Source organism: Oceanobacillus jordanicus (genome assembly GCF_022095695.1).
In the GTDB taxonomy this organism is placed as follows: Bacteria; Bacillota; Bacilli; order Bacillales; family Amphibacillaceae; genus Oceanobacillus_B; species Oceanobacillus_B jordanicus.
In genome coordinates, this window is the sequence record NZ_JAIFZM010000012.1 from 50,351 (window position 1) to 76,250 (window position 25,900).

21 protein-coding genes and 3 pseudogenes are annotated in these 25,900 nt (G+C 41.7%); 22 read left to right on the plus strand and 2 right to left on the minus strand.

Going from position 1 to position 25,900, the window contains the following annotated elements; translation table 11 throughout:
- The first annotated feature begins 160 nt into the window (after positions 1–160).
- The 6 genes from murQ (at position 161) to K3T81_RS14200 (ending at position 6,108) form a co-directional block, all read left to right on the plus strand.
- Positions 161–1,075: an N-acetylmuramic acid 6-phosphate etherase gene (murQ, locus tag K3T81_RS14175; protein ID WP_238020635.1), complete on the plus strand. Its 915-nt coding sequence runs from the start codon at positions 161–163 to the stop codon at positions 1,073–1,075.
- A gap of 65 nt (positions 1,076–1,140) precedes the next feature.
- Positions 1,141–2,496: an ABC transporter substrate-binding protein gene (locus tag K3T81_RS14180; protein WP_238020639.1), complete on the plus strand. Its 1,356-nt coding sequence runs from the start codon at positions 1,141–1,143 to the stop codon at positions 2,494–2,496.
- 81 nt (positions 2,497–2,577) lie between these two features.
- The gene (locus tag K3T81_RS14185) at positions 2,578–3,471 is read left to right on the plus strand and encodes a carbohydrate ABC transporter permease (RefSeq protein WP_036575266.1); all 894 of its coding nucleotides are present in this window, start codon (positions 2,578–2,580) and stop codon (positions 3,469–3,471) included.
- Between the two features lie 36 nt (positions 3,472–3,507).
- Complete coding sequence (locus tag K3T81_RS14190; protein WP_036575263.1) at positions 3,508–4,350, plus strand: carbohydrate ABC transporter permease; 843 nt, start codon at positions 3,508–3,510, stop codon at positions 4,348–4,350.
- A gap of 401 nt (positions 4,351–4,751) precedes the next feature.
- Positions 4,752–5,114: a PadR family transcriptional regulator gene (locus K3T81_RS14195; protein ID WP_238020640.1), complete on the plus strand. Its 363-nt coding sequence runs from the start codon at positions 4,752–4,754 to the stop codon at positions 5,112–5,114.
- The gene (locus K3T81_RS14200) at positions 5,101–6,108 is read left to right on the plus strand and encodes an HAAS signaling domain-containing protein (protein WP_238020642.1); all 1,008 of its coding nucleotides are present in this window, start codon (positions 5,101–5,103) and stop codon (positions 6,106–6,108) included. The genes K3T81_RS14195 and K3T81_RS14200 overlap by 14 nt, the downstream gene beginning before the upstream one ends.
- Before the next feature lie 95 nt (positions 6,109–6,203).
- Here K3T81_RS14200 and K3T81_RS14205 read toward each other — a convergent pair whose 3' ends face one another.
- Entirely contained in the window at positions 6,204–6,416 is a 213-nt protein-coding gene (locus K3T81_RS14205) for a hypothetical protein (RefSeq protein ID WP_238020644.1), read from the minus strand.
- A gap of 460 nt (positions 6,417–6,876) precedes the next feature.
- Between K3T81_RS14205 and K3T81_RS14210 the strand changes: the two genes are divergently transcribed.
- The 15 genes and pseudogenes from K3T81_RS14210 to K3T81_RS14275 all read left to right on the plus strand — a co-directional run bounded on the left by K3T81_RS14210 (position 6,877) and on the right by K3T81_RS14275 (position 23,156).
- Entirely contained in the window at positions 6,877–8,925 is a 2,049-nt protein-coding gene (locus tag K3T81_RS14210) for a glycoside hydrolase family 3 protein (RefSeq protein WP_249226165.1), read from the plus strand.
- A gap of 32 nt (positions 8,926–8,957) precedes the next feature.
- Positions 8,958–9,422, plus strand: coding sequence for a SipW-dependent-type signal peptide-containing protein (locus K3T81_RS14215; RefSeq protein ID WP_238020645.1), 465 nt, complete (start codon positions 8,958–8,960; stop codon positions 9,420–9,422).
- The gene (gene sipW / locus K3T81_RS14220) at positions 9,394–9,954 is read left to right on the plus strand and encodes a signal peptidase I SipW (protein WP_238020646.1); all 561 of its coding nucleotides are present in this window, start codon (positions 9,394–9,396) and stop codon (positions 9,952–9,954) included. Before K3T81_RS14215 ends, sipW begins: the two co-directional genes overlap by 29 nt.
- A gap of 33 nt (positions 9,955–9,987) precedes the next feature.
- The gene (locus K3T81_RS14225; RefSeq protein ID WP_036575242.1) at positions 9,988–10,575 is read left to right on the plus strand and encodes a CalY family protein; all 588 of its coding nucleotides are present in this window, start codon (positions 9,988–9,990) and stop codon (positions 10,573–10,575) included.
- 22 nt (positions 10,576–10,597) lie between these two features.
- Positions 10,598–12,061 (plus strand): serine hydrolase domain-containing protein, encoded by a 1,464-nt coding sequence (locus K3T81_RS14230; RefSeq protein WP_238020647.1) that lies wholly within the window; start codon positions 10,598–10,600, stop codon positions 12,059–12,061.
- 78 nt (positions 12,062–12,139) lie between these two features.
- A pseudogene (locus tag K3T81_RS19725) lies at positions 12,140–12,550 on the plus strand (gamma-glutamyltransferase); the annotation flags it as partial.
- Between the two features lie 624 nt (positions 12,551–13,174).
- Positions 13,175–14,815: pseudogene (gene ggt / locus K3T81_RS19730) on the plus strand (gamma-glutamyltransferase); the annotation flags it as partial.
- A 69-nt stretch (positions 14,816–14,884) separates the two neighbouring features.
- A pseudogene (locus K3T81_RS14240) lies at positions 14,885–16,141 on the plus strand (exo-beta-N-acetylmuramidase NamZ family protein); the annotation flags it as partial.
- A complete protein-coding gene (locus tag K3T81_RS19690; protein WP_420830842.1) occupies positions 16,118–16,405 on the plus strand; it encodes an FIMAH domain-containing protein in 288 nt (95 codons plus the stop codon). The pseudogene K3T81_RS14240 and the gene K3T81_RS19690, both read left to right, overlap by 24 nt.
- Positions 16,406–16,767: 362 nt before the next feature.
- Entirely contained in the window at positions 16,768–17,901 is a 1,134-nt protein-coding gene (locus K3T81_RS14245) for an endonuclease/exonuclease/phosphatase family protein (protein ID WP_238020654.1), read from the plus strand.
- Between the two features lie 242 nt (positions 17,902–18,143).
- Positions 18,144–19,643, plus strand: coding sequence for a sodium/proline symporter PutP (putP, locus tag K3T81_RS14250; protein WP_106897417.1), 1,500 nt, complete (start codon positions 18,144–18,146; stop codon positions 19,641–19,643).
- 18 nt (positions 19,644–19,661) lie between these two features.
- Positions 19,662–20,618 carry an agmatinase family protein gene (locus K3T81_RS14255; protein ID WP_106897416.1) on the plus strand — a complete coding sequence of 319 codons (957 nt, stop codon included), beginning with the start codon at positions 19,662–19,664 and terminating at the stop codon, positions 20,616–20,618.
- A gap of 296 nt (positions 20,619–20,914) precedes the next feature.
- On the plus strand, positions 20,915–22,231 hold the full coding sequence (locus tag K3T81_RS19535; protein WP_275949843.1) for a globin-coupled sensor protein: 1,317 nt from the start codon (positions 20,915–20,917) through the stop codon (positions 22,229–22,231).
- 164 nt (positions 22,232–22,395) lie between these two features.
- The gene (locus K3T81_RS14270; protein WP_036575215.1) at positions 22,396–22,650 is read left to right on the plus strand and encodes a hypothetical protein; all 255 of its coding nucleotides are present in this window, start codon (positions 22,396–22,398) and stop codon (positions 22,648–22,650) included.
- Positions 22,651–22,952: 302 nt separating this feature from the next.
- Positions 22,953–23,156, plus strand: coding sequence for a hypothetical protein (locus tag K3T81_RS14275; protein WP_238020656.1), 204 nt, complete (start codon positions 22,953–22,955; stop codon positions 23,154–23,156).
- A 72-nt stretch (positions 23,157–23,228) separates the two neighbouring features.
- Here K3T81_RS14275 and K3T81_RS14280 read toward each other — a convergent pair whose 3' ends face one another.
- The gene (locus K3T81_RS14280) at positions 23,229–24,563 is read right to left on the minus strand and encodes a short-chain fatty acid transporter (RefSeq protein ID WP_238020657.1); all 1,335 of its coding nucleotides are present in this window, start codon (positions 24,561–24,563) and stop codon (positions 23,229–23,231) included.
- Between the two features lie 299 nt (positions 24,564–24,862).
- Here K3T81_RS14280 and hag point away from each other — a divergent pair, with 299 nt between their 5' ends.
- Positions 24,863–25,687, plus strand: coding sequence for a flagellin Hag (gene hag, locus K3T81_RS14285; protein ID WP_238020659.1), 825 nt, complete (start codon positions 24,863–24,865; stop codon positions 25,685–25,687).
- Positions 25,688–25,900 lie beyond the last annotated feature (213 nt).

The following is a 25,900-nucleotide window of genomic DNA, read 5'->3' on the forward strand; positions in this document are numbered from 1 at the left end:
GACAAAATGGAGTACGCTGGCAGATGAAAGAAGTCGTAGAATAAAAGAGTTTTTTACGGGCTTTCTTATAGAAAACGCATGAAAGCGCTTTAATTCTATTTAGTGCAGCACCAATTAAAATTTTATTTCAGCTTTTAGCAGATAAGGAGATTATATACATATGAACCTATCTAATCTTGCCGGATTGGTTACGGAGCAAAGAAATCCTAATTCTATGAATCTGGATGGAATGCCAACTCGCGACATCCTACGGCTTATAAATGATGAAGATAAACAGGTCGCCATAGCGGTGGAAAAAGTCCTGCCACAAACCGAGACAGTCGTCAGGCACGTATACAATGCATTAAAAAATGGTGGAAGGTTATTCTATGTCGGTGCTGGTACGAGTGGACGACTTGGTGTTATGGATGCATCCGAGTGCCCACCAACCTTTATGACTCCACCGGAATTAGTCCAGACGGTCATGGCTGGTGGAAACGGTGCCTTTTTCGAAGCGGTTGAGGGAGCAGAGGATCAAGAAGAACAAGGAGCTCTCGATATTACAGAACGCAATGTGACAGCGGCAGATGTTGTGATTGGGATTACTGCTAGTGGAAGAACACCATATCCAATTGGTGCTGTAAAATATGCCAAGAAAATTGGTGCATTTACAGCTTCGCTTACTAGTAATAAAGACTCTGAGATTAGCAGTTTTGTTGACTGTCCAATGGAAGTGATCGTAGGACCGGAAATTTTAACTGGTTCTACCCGAATGAAAGCTGCAACCTCACATAAAATGGTATTAAACATGATTAGTACAGCCGTTATGGTGAAACTTGGAAAAGTTTATGAGAATCTCATGGTCGATGTCCATGCAAGCAACTATAAGCTGAAGGAAAGGGCAAAGAGAAATGTGATTGCCATTACGGAGGCAAGTTATGAATCAGCTGAGGAAGCATTGGAAAAAACCGATTATAAAGTAAAACCAGCCATTATTATGTTGAAGACAGGAAAGAGCCTCCAAGAAATAGACGTTGCCTTAATTGCAACAGATGGTAATGTACGAGCAGCAATCAAGTCCTTAATAGGGGAATAACATGAACGGCATTTTTAGCCTTCGTGTGTTTCATATAATAGTAATTAAACAAGGGGGATTTTAGGATGAAGGGAATAAAGAAAAGCCGCATCTTGTTTCTGTTTGTTGCCATGCTGCTAATCGCATTCACTGTCGCCTGCTCGAACGATGAAGATGCAGGTGGAGAGGCAGATTCAGATGGTAATGATTCAGGTAGTAGCGAGGGTGGTATTTCAGGAGATTTAGAGCTTCAGTATTTTGTAGGTGGATATGGGGATTCTTGGTGGAAAGAAGTAATTGCAGGTTTTAAAGAAGAGTACCCAGACGTAAATGTTATCGAGCATGCCGGACCGAATATTAACGAAGAAATGCGGTCGCGTTGGGTATCCAATGATCCACCTGATGTCGTGTATATCGACGGAGCAGGATCTAGTGAAGCACAAATGGTAGAAGATGGGCAGCTTATGAATCTATCAGATTGGCTTCAAGATATTGAGTTAGAAAACGGAGACAAACTTGTTGACAGTTTCATTGTAGAGCCAGCGAATTATGATGGCGATGTCTACACGCTTCCACTTGTATTTGATACATGGGGAACATGGTATGACAGAGCAAAATTTGAGGATAAAGGCTATGAAGTTCCGACAGATTTTGAAAGCCTAATGAGTTCGATGGAAGAAATTAAGGATAGTGAAGGAATCGATCCATTTGTAACAAGTGGGCAGCATCCATATTACTTCCTTCGTGGAGCGCTTTATCCTGCATTTGGAGCAGCCGGGGGAGAAGAGTTGCTAACAGATGTTATCCAAGGTGCTGAAGGAGCTTGGACAAGTGAACCAGTTCTGGAAATAATGAAACGAGTAGAAAGAATGGCAGACGAAGGAATGTTTGATTCTGGTCTTGGTGCTTTAAACCATACCCAATCACAAATGAATTTCCTTTTAGGTGACAATGCCTTTATTCCAGTAGGATTCTGGTTACCAAATGAAATGAAAAATGATATTCCAGATGACTTTGAGTTTGGGTTTATCCCATCCCCAATGCAAGCACCTGATGAAACATATGCTATCGTACCAGATTTACGTCCACTTGCTATTGCAGAAAACGCGGAAAATCCAGAAGCTGCAAAAGCATTTGTAGAGTTTGCTTTCACACGTGAATATGCAATGTCATTCTCAGAGCATACAGGCGCGATCATGAACCTTACAGAGGTTGACCTAACGCAAAGCGACAAGGTGCCAGCATATTTAACAGAAGCAAATGCAATGATCAATGATCCAGAACAAGTACAAATTTACAACAAGCCACATCCAATGAGTGCTGATTTAGAAACACCGGTTGGAAATGCGCTTATGTCACTAATGCTAGGTAATTCAACAGCAGAGGAATTTGTAGAAGAAGCAGAAAAGGCAGCTGCCGAGTATCGCAGCAGTAACGAATAGGAAAACAGGTATCAGCAGGAGTCTCATCCCTCCTGCTGATCCATTTTTTCATCAAATTAAAGAAAGAGAAAGAGGGATAAAATGGTACAGTCAAAAAAGCAAAAATACCTATTTCTGGCTTTTTGTTTAATCCCAACCTTTATCTTGTTTGCCATATTTACGCTTTATCCGCTGTTTAGTGGTCTGTACTATTCATTTTTTGATTGGTCAGGCTCCTCGCAAAACAAGGACTTTGTTGGCTTGGCGAACTACATAAAGCTTGTGAAAGATGCAATCATACCAAATACGATTATCCATGACTATTTCCTTGTTGCTACAAAAGTAATTGGCATTATGGTTATGGCATTGTTTTTTGCTGTAGCCTTAACCCAACTTAAAATAAAGGAAGCGCCATTTTATCGTATTGTTTTCTTTTTCCCAAATATAATGAGTGTCGTCGTCATTGGGATTCTTTGGACATTTATTTACAATCCTAATCTTGGTCTAGTTAACTCAGGGCTTGAATTTATTGGGTTAGAAAGCTTAGCGAAACCATGGCTAGGAGACGAGGATTGGGCATTGCCAAGTCTTGTGCTGCCATCGGTTTGGGCAGGTATTGGTTTATTTATGCTCTTACTAATGGGCGGAATATCCAATGTTTCAAAAAGCTATTATGAAGCAGCAGAATTGGACGGAGCATCAGAATGGCAGCAATTTTGGAAGGTAACACTCCCACTTATCTGGCCTCAGGTGAAAATCTCCATACTATATATCGTGATTACCACATTAAATGGCTCCTTTATTATTGTACAAGTCATGACAGGTGGTGGGCCAAATAACGCTACACATGTAATGGGCTCTTATCTATACCAGCAGGCCTTTGTACAATATAACTTCGGCTATGGTGCCACAATCGGTGTAATGATTTTGATCATCTCCTTACTGACTGTCTTAATTCTTCAGTTCATTATGCGCCGAGATAAAGTAGAGTACTAACTAGCACGGATTACCGATAAAGAGGAGGAATTTATTGTGAAACGAAGCGTCGGCCAGATCCTTGGTAGAACAGGGATACGGATTCCGTTGATCCTTTGGTCATTAGCAGTATTGTATCCGATTTTCTGGATGTTTCTAGGAGCCTTTAAATCCAATGCAGAAATTTATCGAAACCCTTGGGGATTCCCCGAATCCTTTAGTTTTGACAACTTCGTTACTGCTTGGACAAACTATAATATTGATGTTAGTGTCTTCAACAGTTTAATTGTAACCGTAGTGGGTGCTGTTTTAACGCTTGTATTAGCAATCCCCACTGCTTATGCCATTGAGAGAATTAACTTCCGTGGTAGTAAAATATTGTTTACCGTTTACGTGTCCGCAATGATGATTCCTATGGTGCTTGGCTGGATCCCGCTCTTTTTCCTACTATCAGATTTAGGATTATTAGACAATATTTACGGACTGGCGATTGTGTATGCCGTAAGTCAGTTGCCATTTTCCATCTTTGTTCTAACAAGCTTTATTGGTACCATTCCTAGATCTTTAGAGGAATCGGCAGCAATGGATGGCATGTCACCTTATAAAGTATTGTGGAAAATCATTACACCACTCAGTATGTCAGGAATCATCACCGTTACCATTATGAACGCCATTCAATTTTGGAACGAGTATTTCATGGCACTCATATTCCTGAATTCCAGTGAAAACTATACGCTTGCATTAGCGATTGACTTTATTAGTAGTGAAGCACAATATACGAATGCATGGGGTACCCTATTCGCCGGCCTTGTCATCGCCATCGTACCAGTCATTATCCTATACGCCATCTTCCAAAGACGTATTTCTAAAGGCATGACAGAAGGAGCAATCAAAGGTTAATAGAAAACACCAATCCAAATGAGATTGGTGTTTTTTTTGATGGCTGGATTGTGGGGCGTGTGAGGAGCATGTGAAGTCGCATGGGAGAGTGTAGAACTCGCTTGGGTATCCGGAAATGCCACCGGGTGAAGATGCCGAACTCGCGTGAGGACTATGGAAATGCACGTGCCAGCCCAAAAAAGTCGCGTACCAATATTAAATCACCGAATGTCGCATATAAACAGTACATTTAATCGGTCAAAACTTTTCTCCCTCTGCCAACCCCTAATAGGATAAAACGTACACATAAAATATAAATCATTATTTCTAATAGTTATCAACACAATAGTTTACAATAAACTTTATTATGTACTTTACAATAGTGTGCATCATACACTATAATGAATACAGGAGTTGATCATATGAAAGATGCACATGAGCATTTAGATAAACTAATGCAGGAACTGAGACGGGGAACCATTACGATTGGGGTACTAAGTCAGCTTTCTGAACCGCAGTATGGGTACTCACTCGTGACGATGCTCGGCGAAAATGGGCTCCATGTAGAACCTGGCACATTATACCCACTTTTAAGGAGGTTAGAGAAACAAGGCCTATTGGAAAGTAAGTGGGACACCAACGAAGCAAGGCCTAGAAAATATTATTTACTCAGCAAGACAGGGAAAGAGGTATATGATCTGCTCGTTGTTGAATGGAAAAGTATTGTGACAAGTTTAAATCATGTGATCGAGGATAAGGGAGATGATGTCGATGGAGATGGTTGAACGTTATATCTTTGCAGTTATGCAAAAGCTGCCACAATCACAGAGGAAAGATATTGCTATTGAACTTCGCGGTTTAATTGAAGACATGCTGGAAGATCGGTCCGGAAAAAATCACTACACGGAAAGTGATATAGAAGAAGTACTGCTGGAATTGGGCAGGCCGAAAGAATTAGCCGATAAGTATCGCAACACCAAAAAATACCTGATAGGACCAGAACTTTTTGACTCGTACCTATATATATTGAAGGTTATATTGGCAGTAGTAGGAATTTCTATAGGCGTTGGATTCGCCATTCAGGTCGTTATCAATCCAGTAAATATTTTAGATCACTTCGTTGATATGATTGTTTCAGCTGTTACTGCATTGCCAATGGCTTTCGGGTGGACGACATTTGGATTTGCTATGGGAGAGTTAATGGGTAATGTGAAAAAGGAAGATTTACAATGGGAAAAAGAAGAGTGGAAACCAACTAACTTGCCACCGATTCCAGTTGAGCATAGTCGAGTTAAACGCGGTGAAGCCGTAACAAGTATTATTTTCTATGCATTTTTTATCGTCCTGTTTTCTTTTTCAAGTGATTATTTAGGTGTTTGGGTTTTTCATGATGGATTTAATGGGGTTGTCCCCTTTTTGAATGAACAGAATTATGGGACCTACCTCGTATTCATTATTTTAATCTTAGGGATTGGAATATTAAACGAATGTTTAAAACTAGCTTTTGGAAAATGGAGCTATAAGTTAGTTTTATATACAACCGTTTCAAATACACTTTCTATGGCTATCATTCTATTCATGGTAACGGCTACGGATTTTTGGAATCCAACGTTCATGAGTGACTTGGTAGAGGTAAACGTCCTTACTGCGGGCAGTGAAGGCTATGATACCGTCAATTGGATTTGGAGTCGGGTAACATTCTGGACTATTGTCATACTTATCCTCAGCCTAGTCTGGAACGGGATCGATGGATTTTTAAAAGCTAGAAAAAATAAGTGATAACGCTGTAGGCCTATTGCTACCTGTTCAAGCAGGTAGCAATAGGCTTTTTTAAAAAAATGTGAAATCATGTATTAAAAGTGAATCGTCACCGCCTAAAGGTGAAACCACAGCGCCCCAAAGTGAATCATCAATGCCCCAAAGTGAAACCACAACGCAACAAAGTGAATCGTCAACGCCCCAAAGTGAAACCACAACGCAACAAAGTGAATCGTCAGCACCCAAAGTGAAACCACAGCACCACAAAGTGAATCGTCAATGCCTAAAAGTGAAACCACAGCACCACAAAGTGAAACCACAGCCTCCAAACTGAAACCAACCCCCCACCCAAACCCACCACAAAAAAACTTCTCTTTTAACCAAATGCCACACTTCATCAAAAACACGCTAATTTTGTCGAATCCCCGCGTGGAATAATATGTAAATCCAAAGTGAAAATCTTACACAAAGACATCAATCTGCAAAAAGTGTGTAGGAATACCTAGTGAGATAGTATGGACAAACTTTCCTGGTAAGAATAGATGCGCCCTCTCTACTAGCACCTCGGGTAATAACTAGTCCCAATATATCAATTTTGAAAACATAGAAAATTTAGACATAATTAAACAACATTTTTTAACAGCTTTTGCTATTGTCTAGATAACCCTATTAAGGACAAGGGGGATCCTACCTTTGACAAATTTTGAAGGGCGGTGTTTTCATGACTTGGAAATGTTGAGCCAGGAAATGAACCTCGAAATCAAATAAATGAATGAAGGAGGGATTTACTTGAAGCTGAAGCTACGAAAGGTAATCGCGTTTTTGTCAGCAGCTTTACTACTTCTGACACTTCCCATACCAGGGGGAGTGAAAAATGTGTCAGCTGCTGAAAAGCAGGATGTAAACGAGGATGAGATTAACGCCATCATAGATGACATGACATTAGAAGAGAAAATTGGGCAGCTGTTTATTGTTCATGTATATGGCCAAACCCCAACTGACCCAAGATACGAGAACACCAATTTAAATAACAACCGCGGTGGGAAAAACTTTCAAGAGGTTATTGAAAACTACCATATCGGTGGGCTAATTTATTTTAATTGGTCCTACAACATTGGCACACCTTTGGATCCAGAACAGGTGCAGTTCCTGTCTAACGGTGTACAGGAAATTGCGGTCGAGCAGGATTCCGGCATTCCCTTATTTATTTCGACAGACCAGGAGGGCGGGATTGTCCAACGTGTAACAGAACCAGGGACGGTTTTTCCGGGAAACATGGCAATTGGAGCAACACGGTCTGAGGAGTTCGCTGCCCTATCTGGAAACATCATCGGCAAAGAGCTGAACAGTTTAGGGATTAACATGAACTTTGCACCAACCGTTGACGTGAACTTGAATCCCGCAAATCCAGTTATCGGAATTCGTTCTTTTGGTGAAGATCCTGAACTGGTTTCGAAGCTTGGTGTCTCACAAATTAATGCATATAAAGAACAGAATGTAATCGCATCGGCAAAGCATTTTCCAGGACATGGTGACACGGATGTAGATTCCCATTATGGGCTTCCAGTCATTGACCATGATTTGGAAACATTACATGAAGTGGATTTAAAACCATTTAAAGAAGCAATTGATGCTGGAGTCGGTTCAATTATGACAGGACATATTGTCGTGCCAGCATTGGATGACTCAGGACTTCCGGCAACACTATCAAAACCGATCATCACTGATTTACTTCGTGAGGAGCTTGGTTATGACGGCTTAATTATCACGGATAGCCTTGGTATGTCTGGTGCGAACGTAGTACCACCAGATCGTGTTCCAGTAGAATCCTTTAAAGCTGGTGTGGATATTTTATTAAATCCACCAGATGTAGAAGTGGCATATAATGGCATGCTGGAAGCTGTCCAATCCGGGGAAATTTCCGAGGAGCGTGTGGAAGAGTCGGTTTATCGCATTCTTCGGGCAAAAATGGAAAATGGCTTGTTTGAAGAAACGCAGACTAGCCCTGACAAATTAGAGAATATTGGAACAGAAGCCAATTTACAGGCAGCAAAAGATATTGCGGAGAAAAGCATTACTTTAGTTAAAAATGAGGACGTATTACCAGTTCAAAACGATGAAAAGGTACTTGTTACTGGTCCATCAGTAGCCAAGCCATCCTTGCTTTATCAATTGTTAGAGGAAAAGGGTGTCGATGGACGAAGCTATGCAACGGGTACAAGTCCGACAGACAGTCAGATCGAGCAGGCTGTAGAGCACGCAGCAGATGCCGATAAAATTATTGTTACGACCTATACGGCGAATACAAATGAAAGACAGCGTGAATTTGTGGAAGCGCTTCAACGGACAGGAAAACCTGTCATTGTTTCGGCACATCGTAATCCATATGATGTGATGGTATTTCCAGAGGTAGATGGTTATGTTGCTTCCTATAGCTATCTCGATGTGTCAATCAATGCGGTAGCTAGCGTGCTGGTAGGCGACATTAATCCATATGGAAAACTGCCTGTTACGATTCCAGATCTATATAACCTCGGGCATAGCTTGGATTATACGGATACTTCTCTCAGTGCTGAGGGGATGAAGCAGCTTGTCGATGAGTTGGCACAGCAAGATGAAATTACAGATAGCCAAACGACCAGAGCGCTTACAACACACCTGTCAGCTATTGAACGATTTGAAGAGCGTGAGCTAGGAGATAAGGTCGTGAAGCACTTAGAAAGCTTCCAAGACTTGATTGCTCATTTCCATGAAACCGACAAGATTACCGACAAAGCATACAGCTACCTAGAAACAGAAAGCTTGAAATTGCATGATGTCTGGACAACGCAGGAATAAATCTACTTTTAAATCAAACTAGGGGGATGCGTATGCATAGATTTGTGCGAGTGATGGTGCGTTTTTTCACTATCCTATACTTGCTCTTTCTGCTCGTCTCCCAGGTTCACTCTCCCACATCTGCTTTCTTTACGGCAACTTCTACTGTGGAAGGTGCCGTAACAGCAGGCACTTATGCTGAAGAGGCACCGATTGTGGGGGAGGAACAACACGCAGAAGAGCATACACAAAAGGATGATACAACACAAGCAGAGACGGATAAGGGGTCAACGCTTGAAGAGAAGAACATAGACGAACAAACAGAAGAAGATCATACATCTGAAACCTCTGAAAATAATACAGAAAAAGAAGCAGCGGAAAGTAACCTGGAGAATGAAAAGCCTGTTGAGGAAGAAGAGGAAGAGAGCGAAACGACAGAATCTGAAACGGTGGAAGAGGACGCGATGAGCGAAGGGGAGGAGAATGAAAATGAAAATGACATTAAAAACGATGAGTAATATCTTGTATACGATTGTCATTGCTGTGCTGCTTTGTGCTCTGCTCGTCGTGGGCCTCTCAAAAGCTTCCGGTAATGAGGTTAATGTGTTTGGCTATCAAATTAAATCCGTTCTTTCCGGATCAATGGAACCAGGGATTCAGACTGGATCCGTTATTGCGGTGAAAACCGGTGGAGATATGCAACGGTTTTCAGAGGGCGATGTCATCACCTATCGTGCGGAGGACAACATACTGATCACTCACCGAATTATAGAGGTGGAAAACAATGGGCAACAGTATATAACGCAAGGGGATGCTAATAATGGCCCTGATGTAAGCCCAGTATTATCAGAGAATGTCGTGGGGCAATATGCCGGGTTTACAATTCCATATGGTGGCTATGTGTTTCAGTTTGCCACGTCACCTGAAGGAGCGGCACTGCTCATGATTTTGCCAGGAATTCTATTGCTTGGATATGCTTTTATAACCATTAGAAGAACATTAAAGCAGGTAAAACATTTGCTACAGGAAAAAACGATGGATGCAAAATAAGCAACCATATAAAAATTGGGGAGGAAGTTATAAATGAATATTAAAAAACAATTGGGGTTAGGAATTGCTTCAGCAGCATTAGGTCTTACATTAGTTAGTGGGGGAACATTTGCGTATTTCAGTGATACCGAAACATCAAGTAACACATTTGCTGCAGGGACGCTAGATCTCGCTGCAGCGCCAACAGAAATTATTGAAGTAGATAATATTAAACCAGGCGATACGATGGTACGTGATTTTGAATTACAAAATAACGGCACACTTGATATTGAAAAGGTATTACTCGATACAGATTATACTGTCACAGATGCTGCTGGAGATAATACAGGAGATTTTGGCGAACATATTATGGTCGAATTCCTATACAATGCCGACAAACTTGATGAAGTAATTTACCAGACGACATTGGCAGAACTAAAAACCATGACACCTGAAGCAGTAAATGAAAATGTCTTCTTGCCACTGCTTGGTGAAAATGGATTGCCAGTCGGAACTATTGATGATCTTGTCGTGCAATTTAATTTTGTAGATAACGGAGAGGATCAAAACGAATTCCAAGGAGACACGTTAAGCCTAGAATGGACATTCACTGCACAGCAAACAGCCGGAGAAGATAAGTAATTAAACAAGGAGGCGTTTACAGATGAGAAAACAACAAGCGCTATCCATGCTCGTCCTTTTCATGCTCTGTCTGACACTGTTTGTTCCCGTAGCACCCGTGAAGGCGGAGGCTGCTAGTGATGCGGTGCAAATGCTCCAACAACCTTTGGATGATCTTGACGGAGAGGTGGAGCAAGCGATTGCGGATAAGGTGATGCCAGGGGCGGTCGTGTATATCGCCAAACAAGGCGAAGTCGTTAAACATGACGCTTATGGTTATGCTGCTCGTTACACGGATGATCAATATACTGAAATGGAAGATCCTGTAGCAATGCAGGAAGATACTATATTTGATATGGCCTCGATTTCCAAACTTTTTACAGCAACAGCTGTTATGCAGTTATGGGATGAAGGATTATTTGAATTAGAAGACCCGGTGCAACAGTATATTCCTGAATTCACGGGGGAAGGAAAAGAAGAAGTTACGATCAGGCAACTACTCACACATACTTCTGGATTTGCCCCAAGTCCTAGTGAACGCCTTGATAAAGTGGAAGGGGATCGCGCTGACAGGTTAGATTTTGTATTGCACGAGCCGCTTCAGCAAGCGCCAGGTGCCGATTATGTTTACAGTGATGTGAATTACCTGACACTAGGCGTGCTAATTGAACGCCTTAGTGGTGAGCGACAGGATGTCTTTGTAGAAAGGAAAATCACGGAACCACTACAGATGCAGGATACGATGTATAATCCACCAGAATCACTTAAATCGCGCATTGCAGCTACCGAATATCAGCCATGGACAAATCGCGGTGTAGTTTGGGGAAGTGTGCATGATGAAAATGCTTGGTCATTGGATGGTGTTGCAGGACAGGCTGGCATTTTTAGTAGTGCAGCAGATTTAGCTGTTTTTGCACAAATGATGCTTGAAGAAGGCACATATGCTGGGGAAGAAATTCTCTCAGAGGAAGCAGTTGAACTGATGAAAACAAACTGGAATGAAGCCTATCCTGGCCAAAACCAAGGACTGGGCTGGGAATTAAACCAATCATGGTACATGGATGATCTGGCTGAACATAATACGTTGGGCCACACAGGTTATACCGGAACATCGATTGTAGTAAGCCCGAATCACGAGACAGTGACAATTTTGCTAACAAACCGTGTTCATCCAACAAGAGAAACAGTTTCTACCAACGGTATTCGGAAAAAAGTATCGCAAAAGACAGCAGATGCTATTTATGCATGGAGTGCAGAAAGCATGCAGGACATGGTAGAACGATTGCTTACAAGGGAGGAAATAGACGCGAACTCAGCTAGATCCCTCGGCTTGCATTTAACGGTAATTAGTCGCTATGAGCAGCAAGGGAATCAAGAAAAAGTATTAAAGCATCTTGCCGGTTTCCAACAGTTAGTCGATTATTTACACGAGGAAGATGCATTTAATGACTCAACCTATGAGGACCTCGTCCGTACAGCAGCTTATTTGAATGTGAAGTGGCAATAGATATCCGCTATAAGCAACAGTGAGGAGCACAATGATACCCCTCACTGTTTCCTTTTAAGCGCCAAAAGGAGGGGAAACATGAAAAAGAAGTCAAGATTATTATCGATCCTGCTTATCATTGGGATGTTGTTTAGTATCCCGGTGTCTGCGGTTTCTGCTGTCAGCAGTCCTGATGATAATACGGAATATGAACCGGAGAATCCAGGGGTTCAGCCCGAACAAATCGATGTTGGGGACAAAGGAATGGTCGTCTCCGCACATCCGCTAGCTTCTGAGATTGGAGCAGATGTTTTAAAACGCGGAGGCAACGCGGTAGATGCAGCAGTCGCCATACAATTTGCTTTGAATGTGGCAGAACCGATGATGTCAGGAATCGGCGGTGGTGGGTTTATGATGTATTATGATGCCCAGACCGAGGATGTCTCGATCATTAATAGTAGAGAGCGCGCACCACAAGGGGCTACACCCGATATGTTTATTGATAAAAGCAATATCGTGGAAGAACCAGGAAAGTTTCTACTCGGGGCAAATGAACTGAGTGATGAAGTGGGCAACGAATTTCATGTGGCGGAAGTGCAAGTGGAAGATGTCGGAACAGGGGAGCATGTTTTTAGCTCTGATTTTACAGGAGAGAATGGTGCACCGTGGGACGCTGATAAATTTGAGTTGTTGGAGCGGGGCACGGCGTTTCGCCTAAATGAAGCAGGAGGAAACATCTATTTTGGAGCACCATATGGCAGCAATTCCACTTCATTCGGTCAAGCTACCTCTGTGATGGAGTCAGTAGAAGATAGCGAATTATTTATTCGTTTTCGCACCGATGACCCAGGAGACGATAGAAGACTTCGCCTATGGTTGCGTGCAGACGCGTTCCGTTCCACGGGGTCTACCTATGCTCGCAATGGTTATGGGGTAGAAATCAATACAAATACAAGTGAACTTAAATTAATTCAAGCTAAAGACGGCCAAAACTCCACGTTGGACACCGTTTCCTTTGACCGTACAACAGATTGGCAATCACTTCGTTTCCGTGTAGAGGATGATGAACTTAAGGTCCGTCAATGGGAAGAAAACGAAGAAGAGCCTGAGGAATGGGATATAGAGGCCATTGCAGGTACGGTGATTCCTTTTTCTGAGCGTGTACAAAGCGGAAAATCGGTTGGCGTTCCTGGGACCTTAAAGGGACTAGAGACAGCTCTTGATAACTGGGGTTCGATTCCAATGGAAGACTTAATTCAGCCTTCGATTGATATGGCGGAACAGGGTATTCCTGTGAATTGGGTACTAGCCAATGCAATTGCCAGTAATGAAAGTAAATTAGCCCGAACAGCTGCTGGAGATGTGTTTTTACCAGGTGGAAATCCACTGGAAGAAGGAGATACCCTTGTACAGGAGGATTTGGCTAAAACATTTAAGTTAATTCGCGATCAAGGATCAGATGCTCTTTTTAACGGGGAAATTGGCGAAGCGCTTGCTACAGAGGTTCAGGCGTTTGGCGGGAGCATGGTTACTGCCGACCTAAGTCGATATGATGTGACGGAGGACGAACCAGTATGGGGCGATTACCAAGGATATGACATTGCATCCATGCCGCCACCAAGCTCTGGAGGATTAACCATGCTTCAACTGTTAAAAATGTTTGAGCAATTGGATCTTACCCAGCACGACGTAAAATCTCCATTGAAATACCACTATATGGCGGAAGCAATGCACCTTGCGTATGCCGATCGGGGTGCTTATATGGGAGATCCTGAATATGTGGAGGTGCCGAGAGAAGGATTACTTGATCCAGATTATGTAGCAGAACGAGTGGCAACCATTCACCCAGAAGCTGCTAATCCGAACGTAGAGCCAGGAAATCCGTGGGACTATCAGGACGGAGAAGCACCAGAGGTTGTCACACAGGTAGATGACAAGGTAGATGGAGAAACAACGCATTTTACGGTTGCCGATCAATGGGGAAATCTTGTTTCCTATACAACGACCATTGAGCAGGTGTTTGGATCAGGCATCATGGTACCGGGCTATGGCATTATGCTAAATAATGAACTGACCGACTTTGATGCCATTCCAGGTGGAGCAAATGAAGTGCAGCCAAATAAGCGACCACTTAGCAGCATGACACCTTCCATTGTTTTACAAGACGGAGAACCTTATATGACGGTTGGCTCACCAGGTGGCGCCACCATCATTACGTCCGTAACCCAGACACTTGTTAATGTTCTTGGATATGAAATGGAGTTAAAAGATGCGATTGAAGAACCACGTATTTATAGTAGCAGCTATCCAAGCATTCGTTGGGAGTATGGGGTGCCGGAAAACATTCGCGATCTATTAGAGCAAATGGGACATTCCTGGGAAGAAACGCCAAGAGAGATTGGCAATGTAAATAGTATTTTACTTCATGATGAAACGTATAGTGGTGCGGCCGATTCAACAAGAGAAGGAACAGCGATTGGCATCTCAGCTGAAGACCTTCCATCCATATCGAAATTGAAGCAATTAGTAGCGCAGTTTGCAGACAATGGAGAAATCAATAATGAGCAAACCGAAAGACTCCTGCTTACCCATTTAACAGCAGTGGAGCGATTTGCAAATCAAGATCGCCTAGATAAAGCAAGTAAGCATATGGAGGTGCTGACTCAGTTGCTCGATGTTCAACATGATAATGGAAAAATTTCAGAACAGGCAAAAGAGGAGCTAACACAACATGCAGAGGCTCTTTTGCTGATTTGGCAAAAAGCACGAAATTAAGCAAAAGGTGGGGGAGGAGTACTATATCCTCCCGACCATTACTAAACAAAAATAAGGGAGGCGTTCACCTTGAAGAAGACGATTATTTTGGTAATAAGTCTATGCTTCGTTCTCGGTTCATTGTCAGGAGTTGTGGCAGATAAGCTAAAGAACAGTAACAATGCTGGTGGTGATGAGTTGAAACTAGGTGTAGAAGTATTGCTTGAACAGCATAAAGATTTAATCGAAGGGAAACGTGTTGGACTTATTACCAATCCAACAGGAGTAGATCAAGAGTTAAACAGTATTGTCGATACGTTGCATAATGATCCAGATGTTGAACTGACAGCCCTCTATGGTCCTGAACATGGGGTGCGAGGCGATGCGCAGGCAGGAGATTATGTAGAATACTATATTGATGAAGAAACAGGTTTACCAGTATATAGCTTGTATGGCCAGACTAGAAAACCAACACCAGAGATGCTGGAAGATGTGGATGTTTTGTTATTTGACATTCAAGATGTTGGTGCTAGATTCTATACGTATATTTACACAATGGCGTATGCAATGGAAGCAGCACAAGAAAACGATGTGGAATTTCTTGTACTTGACCGTCCGAACCCACTTGGAGGTAATAGCGTCGAAGGCCCTGTCCTTGATCCAGAATATGCTTCCTTTGTCGGGAACTATCCAATTCCATTACGTCATGGGATGACGGTAGGGGAATTGGCCAAGTTATTTAATGAAGAATTTGATATTGGAGCAGATCTGACAGTCGTTGAAATGGATGGCTGGAAGCGGGGACAATATTATGATGATACAGAGCTTGAGTTTGTACTACCATCACCAAACATGCCGACACTTGATACGGCGCTTGTCTACCCTGGGGCTGCTTTAATAGAAGGAACAAATGTGTCAGAAGGACGAGGGACTACAAAGCCATTCGAATTAATCGGTGCGCCGTTTGTAAATAGTACAGACTATGCAGCGGCATTAAACAACCTTAAACTAGAAGGTGTGACCTTCCGTGCGGCTTCCTTCACTCCGACGTTTTCCAAGCATAGTGGTACATTAAGCCATGGGGTACAGATTCATGTAACAGATAAAAAGGCATACGACCCTATTGTGACTGGATTGCATATCGTTAAAACGTTACATGACATGTATCCGGATGATTTTGAATTTCGTGCTGAAAGCAGTGCAGGCGTGTCATTCTTTGATAACCTAATTGGTAACGGCTGGGTACGGGAAGCAATAGAGAATGGAGAAACAGTGGAATCAATGGTTGATCAGTGGAAAGGAGATCTGCAAGCATTTAAAGAAGTGCGTAGAGACTATCTTGTTTACACTGTCAGCACAGCTGATTTGAAAAATTCAATTGAAGCATTTGTTGACTCAGACGAACTCAAAAATGATGCAGCTCGAAAGCTAAAATTGCATCTTACCGCTGTTGAAAGATATGAAGAAAGTGCGGATGCCACTAAAGTTGCAAAGCATATGGAAAGCTTCCTACTATTATTGGATCAGCAATTAGAAGCTGAACGCATTTCCGAAAGCGCTTACGAATTCCTTTATAGTGACGCAACGGATATGTTAGCGATGTGGAATTAATAGAATTGTCAGTGCTCAATAAAGATAATAATTTTCAGCATCGCTTCTGCAGAACACTACGCTTTCCACGGGCACGGCCTCAGCCTCCTCGTGGAAAGGGCACCACTCCGGGGTCTTCAGCTCGTGCTTTTCCCGTAGGACAAGGAGAGCTTCGACAGCTTCACTTCGCACGAAGAAAATTGCTTTGGATTTTCGACGAGTCTACGTGTTCTGCCTACGCTAAGATTAGTTTATAAACATACAAAACCCGAACTAAGCAAACCTTTACTCAAGAATTTGCATTATAGTTCGGGTTATTATTTAGCGGGGATGCATTTGTCCCAATACTGTCTTTTATAAAATAATAGAGGGGAGTAGATTTAATGAAAAAGGCGATGTTGTTTGTTGCTGGATTTGTGGCATTGCTGTGGGTATCTCTTTCTCCTTCGTATGAAACGTATGCGGTGCAAGGGTCAAGTCAGTTGGAAGAAACTACTGTGAAGGTGGCGACGTATAACGTTGCAGCGGGTAGGGGGACTGATGGGGCGTATAATTTGGAGCGAATTGCTACAGCCATTGAGAATACAGGTGCGGATATTATCGGCTTGCAGGAAGTAGATGTTCACTGGGGAGATCGCAGTAACAATGATAACATGGTGGCATTACTTGCTGAACGTTTAGATATGGATTACTATTTTGCCCCAATCTATGACTTTGACCCAGCAGGCGAAGGGGAACCACGCAGGCAATTTGGTGTAGCAGTATTGAGTAAATATCCAATTACCAATGCTGCAAATAGAGAGATTGCAAGATTGTCTACACAAGACCCGGATCCTGTACCTAAACCTGCACCAGGATTCCTTGAAGCACAGATTAATGTGAATGGTGCAGAAGTGGCTTTTTATGTGACACATTTAGACTACAGGGCAGATCCTATTGTAAGGGAAATGCAGGTTGCGGACATGGAAGAAATCATGGCAGCGCATACCTATAGTATTCTCGTTGGAGATATGAACGCGAGACCTGATGCACCTGAACTCCAACCATTATTTCAGAAATATGCGGATGCTTGGAACTGGAGTATAGAAGAAGATGGGTATACGTATCCTGCTGCCTCGCCTGACCGGAGAATTGATTATGTATTCGCTTCTCCAAGGATCGAAGTCCATTCTGCTACTAAGATGTCTAGCCAAGCAGCGGATCATCTACCAGTCATTGCCGAGGTTTCATTAATAGAAGGAAGTCATTCTTACAATCTAGAAGGTACGGAATGGCTAGTTGACCACTTTATAGAGCATGGTGATATTCAAGGTACAGAAACTTCTACCCTATTACACAACCATTTGCGGGCACTGAACTATTATAAAGAGCAAGAGAAGAATGAAAAACTAGTAAAGCATTTGCAGGGTATGACGGTATTGCTTGATTATGAAAAAGAAAAAGGGAATATTTCCAATAAAGCTTGGGAAGAACTGTCGAGCGATATAGGTTATTTTACAGAAAAATGGAATCAATAACGAAACGTAATAAGCCTTGCATAACAGCAAGGCTTATTTTTTTGTTGCATAAATTAACACTCATTTCCGATTAAATGAAATTTTCTAATTGTTATGTTAATATGATATAGATAAAGACAAAGGAGGAATACGATGGAATATGCAATTGGTGGATGGACATTATTTTGGTTTGTCGTTCCCATGCCGCTATTGGTAGTCTGGGCAGTGATTACCTTTTTCACGGAAAAGGGGGATGACTCGAAATGAACGCCACGTTGATAACATTTATTTTTTACCTTGTTGGAATGATTGTCATCGGAATTATTACGTACAGAATGACAAACACATTATCAGATTATGTACTCGGTGGCAGGAAGTTAAATAGCTGGGTTGCTGCATTTTCAGCATCAGCGAGTGATTTTAGTGGCTGGCTCTTAATTGGTTTGCCTGGTGCGGCATATGCGGCAGGTCTTGGACAATGGAGCTTATGGATTGCAATTGGTCTGGCAGTTGGTGCCATGATTAACTGGCAATATGTCGCAAAACGTCTACGTGTTTACACCGAATACTCCAATAACTCCATTACATTACCACAGTTTTTTGAAAATCGATTTCGAGATAAGTCACATTTATTACGCGTGATTTCCGCAGCATTTATTTTAGCGTTTTTCTTATTCTATACAGCTTCAGGACTCGTGGCTGGTGCAAAATTATTCCAGGGAACTTTTGATATGGATTATCATTTTGCTTTAACAGTTGGTGCCATTATTATCGTTTCCTATACCTTTTTGGGTGGATTCCTTGCAGTTAGCTATACAGATTTTGTCCAGGGTGTACTTATGTCGGCAGCACTTTTATTTACTTCCATTTATGGTTTGATTGAGATTGGTGGATTTGGGGAATTATTTAATCAGCTTGGACAAATAACCCCCAATTTAATTGATGCGTTCTCAGCAACAGATTATAACCAACCAGAAGGGGTGTTTTGGGAGCCTTTAGGGGCGATCGGAGCGGTGGGAATTATTTCTGCACTTGCCTGGGGTCTTGGGTATTTTGGTCAGCCACACATCCTAGCTCGTTTTATGGCAATCCGTTCCCATAAGGAAGTTCGTAAAGCACGTTTGATCAGTGTAGCTTTTGGACTTGTTATCCCGCTATATGGTGCGTTAATTGTTGGGATGCTTGGTATCGTAACCTTTAATGAGCCTCTTGCCGATTCTGAGCAAGTCTTCATACAGCTAGTGCAAGTTGTTTATAATCCATGGGTTGCCGGAATCTTACTCGCAGCAGTACTTGCAGCCATTATGAGTACGGTTGACTCACAATTACTTGTTTCTTCCAGTGCCCTTTCGGAGGATTTTTACAGAAGATATTTCCGCAAAAATGCATCTGATAAAGAACTGGTATGGGTTGGACGGATTTCCGTTCTTGTCATTGCGATTATCGCAATCATGCTTGCATGGAATGAAACAAGCTCTGTGCTTGATCTTGTAAGCTATGCATGGGCAGGATTTGGTGCAACGTTTGGGCCAGCTGTTCTGTTTTCCTTATTCTGGAGAAAGATGTCTCGAAACGGTGCGGTCGCCGGAATTATCGTGGGTGGCGTAACAGTCTTCCTATGGCCATTGACCGGATCTGCTTTATACGAGATCGTACCAGGTTTTGTGCTATCAAGTATTGCGATAATTTTATTCAGTTTGATTGGTAAAGGACCTTCTAAGGAGATGCAGGAAGAATACGATAAAGTTGCAGGCGTAAAATAACGTTAGGAGTGATACAGCATGAGTCAAAATAAATTATACGGCAATACACCTTGCTATCTTAATGGAAAAAAAGTGAAATTAGGAAAAGATGATGTGACCGATCGCGATGTCCTCATTTACGGTGTCCCTTGGGAGGGAGCCGTAACCTGGGGAGATTACACTGGTTGTGAGCTCGGACCAAAGGCTATCCGCCTCAACTCTGCTCGGTATTCAGGCTATTTGCCGGAATTAGATGACATCGATGTGCTTTCCCATTATACAATTGGCGATCTTGGGGATGTAGATGTGGTGCCAGCAGATACAATCGAGACGATGAAACGAATTGAGGACTTTGCCTCAGGTGTTTGGAAAACGGGGAAATTCCCTGTCGCTTTCGGTGGTGATCATGGTATCACTTATCCCATTGTAAAAGCATTAAGTGAAGAAGTAGACGGCAAAGTGGGAGTCATTCATCTGGATGCTCACTATGACAACTATAAAGAATATGAAGGCGACCTATATGCAAGAAGTACACCATTTCACCGCATTTATGAAAGTGAAAGTGTGCGAAATGAAAGCATTGTCCATATGGGAATCCACGGACCGAGGAACGCGCCCGAAACTGGGAAATATGCGAAGGAAGTCGGCGCGACTACTATCTCTGTTAGAGAGGTACGCAAAGCAAAGGATCTTGCAGCTTTAGCAGAGAAAGCATATAAAATTGCCAGCGAAGGAACAGAAGCTGTTTACCTAAGCATTTGCAGTGATGTACTCGACTTCGCATTTAATCCAGGCGGCCCCGTAGATGGAAATGGCCTCACTTCTTATGAGTTGTTGGAGCTTGTGCACGAGTTCGCCAAGATGGGCATTCGCGGAATGGACTATGTGGAAGTTTACCCACAACAGGATCCCAATGACAACTCCTCCCATTTCGTCACATATGCTGTTCTCTATGCGTTAGCAGGGAATATATTGCATGAAAAAGCAGCGAAATAATGAATTGAACCACTTCCTTAAGGGGGAGTGGTTTTTTTGATAAAAGAACACACTCAAGCTTGAAGTGAAACGTTAGAGCGACGCAACAATCTCAGGAAGAGACGCACGGACCCCGAAAAAAGGCGCAGCACCCCCGGAGAGAGACGCAGCACCCCCTAAGTTCGACTCCGTCGCCAACAGAATCAGGCACCCCAAAAATGAAATCAAAAAAATATGCAGTAATCCGTCTATAGACCTATAAATTAAGACAACTTATGCCGATATAAAAAGTAGAGGGACAAAGAGGGGGAACCATATTGGGATTATCCATACATAGAAAGCAAAAAAGTGAAAAGAACAAACAAACACTTCAGCAAGCTTCAAGTGAAATGAACCCAACGATTGAAGTGACACCAGGATCAGATTTAGAAAAGCAATTAAAAATGCTTGATTTAAAACGAGAAGACTTTGCAATAGCCATGGCACTAAAGCCATATGTGGAAGCAGATAACAAAAACATCATAGACTGCTTCTATGGAAGTATTGAACAAAATCCAAAGCTGATCGCGATAATTGAAGAATACAGTTCAATCGATAAATTGAAACTGACGTTAGAAAGACATATTATTGAGATGTTTTCTGGTGAAATTAGTGAAGCCTTTATTCAACGCCGGAAGAGAATCGCTCATATTCATGTAAAAATTGGCCTTACCCAGAAATGGTATATTGCTTCGTTCCAAAAGTTATTTGACGGTTTGATTGATTTAATCGTAACAAAATTCCCACATCAGGATGATCGCTTACTTGGCATAAAGCTTGTCAATAAACTACTCAACCTGGAACAACAGGTTGTGTTGGAAGCATACGATGATGAAGTTGCAGAATTCCGGGATCAACAAGAACAAGCCAAGATGGAAATTTTGAATTCAGTTGAACATACTTCTGCAGAGCTTGCAGCATTAGCTGAACAAACAAATGCGTCAATTGGTGACATGACCGAAAAAATTGGCGTCATCACAACAAGCTCAAGAAGTGGTACGGAACTGGCACAAAATGCAAAAACTGCCGCCGACAAAGGGGTTTCCAGACTTTCTGATATGCGCTCCTCTGTGCAAGAGCTAGAGGATAGCACAGCTAAAATCGTTTTGGAAATGACCAATTTGGAAACGACATCTATAAAAATTAAAGAAATCATCGAGATTGTGAAGTCAATCGCGGACCAGACCAATTTGTTAGCATTAAATGCATCCATTGAAGCTGCTAGAGCTGGCGAACATGGACGAGGCTTTGCCGTTGTAGCAGAAGAAGTGCGTAAGCTTGCTGAACAAACAGGCAGCTCTGTAACAAATGTTACCGACCTTGTAAACCAAACAGGAGAGCAAGTCTTCAACAGTTCTTCTAATATCAAAGTAGCACAGGAATTTTTGGATACAATTAAAAGTGAACTAAAAAATACAGAAGACGCTTTTGGAGAAATTGATGCGAGCATGGATAAATCCAAACGCAGTAATGAAACGATCCAGGATGATCTAGAAGTATTTAATGAAGCAATCAGTGGAATTGAGCAGTCTGCAACAACAATTTCCCAATCAGCTGATACATTAAATCGCTTGTTAGCAGATAGAGATAGATAAATTTAGAGAGGGATTCTTCATTAGAAGAGTTCCTTTTTCATATTCCAGATAAATAGGCCTACTTTCTTCCTATAGAAATATCCGCCTATATACACTTGTTGTCCCTAGATTGAAATGTTACGATTATATTACAAAATATTCTATGCATACAAGGAGGGGACAGATTGACCAAAGAAATGATGGAAGATCTGTTGCGAAGTGTCACAAAGCTACTAGAAGAAATCAACGAATTGCAGACAAAAAGCAAGCAAATGGATGAACTGTTTCTAAGTTTAGAAATCAGGGCCAATAACATAGAACTCACATTAAACGGTTTACAGCAAAATGTTGTACGATTAGACCAACGAATTGCAACAGTGGTAGAGAGACAGCTTGAAAAAAGCACTAATAAATTTTTATCCCAAGGAATTATTCAATAGGGCGTGCGTCTGCAGGCTTATTTTTTTTGCACGTTAGGAGAGTATAAAATTTCAGCAAGGAAGCAAAGTCGACGCAGTTGAAATTTTGAGGTTCCAAGTATAAGAAAAACGTACGCTTTCGCTAAAGGACGAGCGAATGCGAGTTTTTCTAACGTTTTGAGTAAATTTCTGGGGGGCATAATTCTGTTTTTCAATAGGAAAAAGTGTAGTATGGATAGGATTTCAACTACTATAATAACTTTTTGGTCGCTTGTTGATTTATCCTAACCATGGTAGGATAAATCAAGAGAGAGGTGATGAATGTGGGAGATATTTCAAACAAAGATATTATGCAGGCTATCACTGAGCTGGGACAAAAGGTATCCCATTTAGATACACGAGTTGCCAATCTAGAAAAAGAACTTAAACAGGACATTCGCAAATTGGACGCCAAGTTTTCTGTGCTTAGTGATAGTGTCGTTGAAACAAAGGCTGATATGAAGTTATTAAAACAAAATCAACATTAAGGCGTGCATGTGCAGGCTTATTTTTTTTGCTCTTAAAAAGAAAAAATCCCCGGTCGCCCGAGGATTAACTGCTTAGAAGAATAATAGACCAATTGAGATTGGAATAAAACTATACAAGAGAATTAAGACACAAAAGCCCATAATGTCACGCACTTTTAATCCGGCGATCGCAAGTAAAGGCAGTGCCCAGAATGGCTGTATCATATTGGTCCAAGCATCACCCCAAGCAACGGCGACAGCAGTCTTCGCAGTATCAACGCCTAGATCAAGTGCAGCCGGAATCATAATTGGTCCTTGTACAGCCCACTGTCCACCACCGGATGGAACGAAGAAATTGACTAGTCCCGCGCTTAAAAAGGAAAATAGTGGAAAGGTGAACGAGTTGGACATGTTAACAAATGCCATCGACATCTGTTCTGATAACCCAGACGCCACCATCATCCCCATAATCCCTGCATAAAACGGAAATTGCACAATGATCCCGCCAACATTCTTAACCGCATTCGTTACACTGTTCAAAAATCTTCTCGGTGTACGGTGGAATATAATTCCCAAAAATAGCATGATAAAGTTTACGATATTAATATTAAGATCAAACCCATTTTGCACAAAGAAGTAAAAAACAAATGCAAAGCCAAGTATCCCGATGACTACTGATAAAATCTGGCTATTTTCCAATTTTTCTGCTGGTGTTTCGGCTACTTTCTCTTCCCAAGTTTCTTCACTCGAGCCATCAAGGGACTCTGGTCTCCATAAATGTGCGTCCCCTTGTGTTATCGGATCGCGTGACTTCATTAAGAAGCGATTTACAAATGGAAGTGTGAATAAAAGGAAAAAGACAATAAACAAGTTAAAGCTACTGAATAATGTCTCGCTAACCGGAACGGTCCCCATCGTGTCTTCCAAAAAGTGACCTGGTGTTGCAATTAATAAAGGGATGGAAGCGGACAATCCGCCATGCCATAATAGAAAACCACTATAGGCACTCGCCATTAGGATACGGTAATCTACTGTTGGTACTCGCTTTGCTACATGAATAGCAAATAAGGCCCCAACCACAAGACCAAACCCATAATTAATGATACAAGCAAGTGAAGCAATAAATGTCACGAGCAATATAGCCTGAGATGGCGTGTTCGCAAGAGTACTTATTTTCTTAAGAAGGTTTCGAACAACAGGCGTACTAGCTAAGATATGACCTGTTACCACAATCAGGGACATCTGCATCGCAAACGCTAAAAGATCCCAAAAACCATTTCCCCAATAGGACACCATGTCGACAGGGGAACTATCTGTAAAAATCATGCCAAGAATAAAGACAGCAAGCGTTAAAATAATGGCAAATAAAAACGCATCAGGCAAATACCGCTGAACCATACGGTCACAAAACCGCGTAATAACTTTCATAGATTTCACTTTCCTTTCAATTTTATAAGCGCTTTCAGATAGAATAACAGATTATTACCACGCTGTTAAAGAATCCTATGCTTGTCACAAAAGAAAAATTATTTATCTTTTTTTATAAAAACATTTAAACATTCTATAAAACGGTCGATATAAGGAATGTAGTCATCATGATGATGAAAATGTTTTGGCCGAACATTGACAAATGTTAATAACGCAATGGTGAAATTCACCTATGTGTTGTTATAGATGGGACACAAGGACGTGCCCAAAAAATACACTTACATGGAGGTAAGAAAATTATGATTATCAATCACAATATTTCAGCTCTTAATGCACATCGCCAATTAGGAGCAAACCAAAACGCAACACAAAATTCTTTGGAGAAACTTTCTTCAGGTCTTGGAATTAACAAAGCTGGAGACGATGCTGCAGGTCTAGCAATCTCTGAAAAAATGCGTGGACAAATTAAAGGTCTTGAAATGGCTTCTAAGAATGCTCAAGATGGTATTTCTTTAATTCAAACTGCTGAAGGTGCATTGAATGAAACGCATTCAATCCTTCAACGTATGCGTGAATTGGCTGTGCAAAGCTCTAACGATACAAATACAGACAAAGACCGTGCAGAATTGCAAAAAGAAGTAGATCAACTATCACAAGAAATTACTCGTATTGCTGACAACACTGAATTTAACACGCAAAACTTGCTTGGTGGAGAGTTTGAAGCTACATTCCACATTGGTGCAAATGAAGGCCAAAACCTAAAAATCCAAGTTGACGCAATGGACGCTGAATCATTGGGTGTTGCTAGATCAACTACTGAAGGCATTGATATTTCAAACCAAGAAGCTGCTGACACAGCAATCACTACTATCCAGGAAGCAATCGACACAGTTTCGGCTGAACGTTCTAAACTCGGGGCAACTCAAAACCGCCTAGAGCATACTATTAACAACCTTGGAACTTCTTCCGAAAACCTAACGGCTGCTGAATCTCGTATTCGTGACGTTGACATGGCAAAAGAAATGATGAACTTTACTAAAAACAACATCCTTAGCCAGGCAGCGCAAAGCATGCTAGCTCAAGCAAATCAACAACCACAGGGAGTACTCCAGTTACTTCAGTAGTATTGAATCTAAGACTCTGGCATCGGCTGGGGTCTTTTTTTTATCTATTTTATATGATAAGGTATCTTTTTAAGAAATCTAATTCCTCTATTTTAACTACCCCTTATTCATTTAGAAAATAGTTTCCAAGAGTAAAAATACTTTTATTGAAAATCTAGAAAACATAAGAAAACTCAGAGTTGCCTTTTATCTTACAGCAAATTAACCGATAAT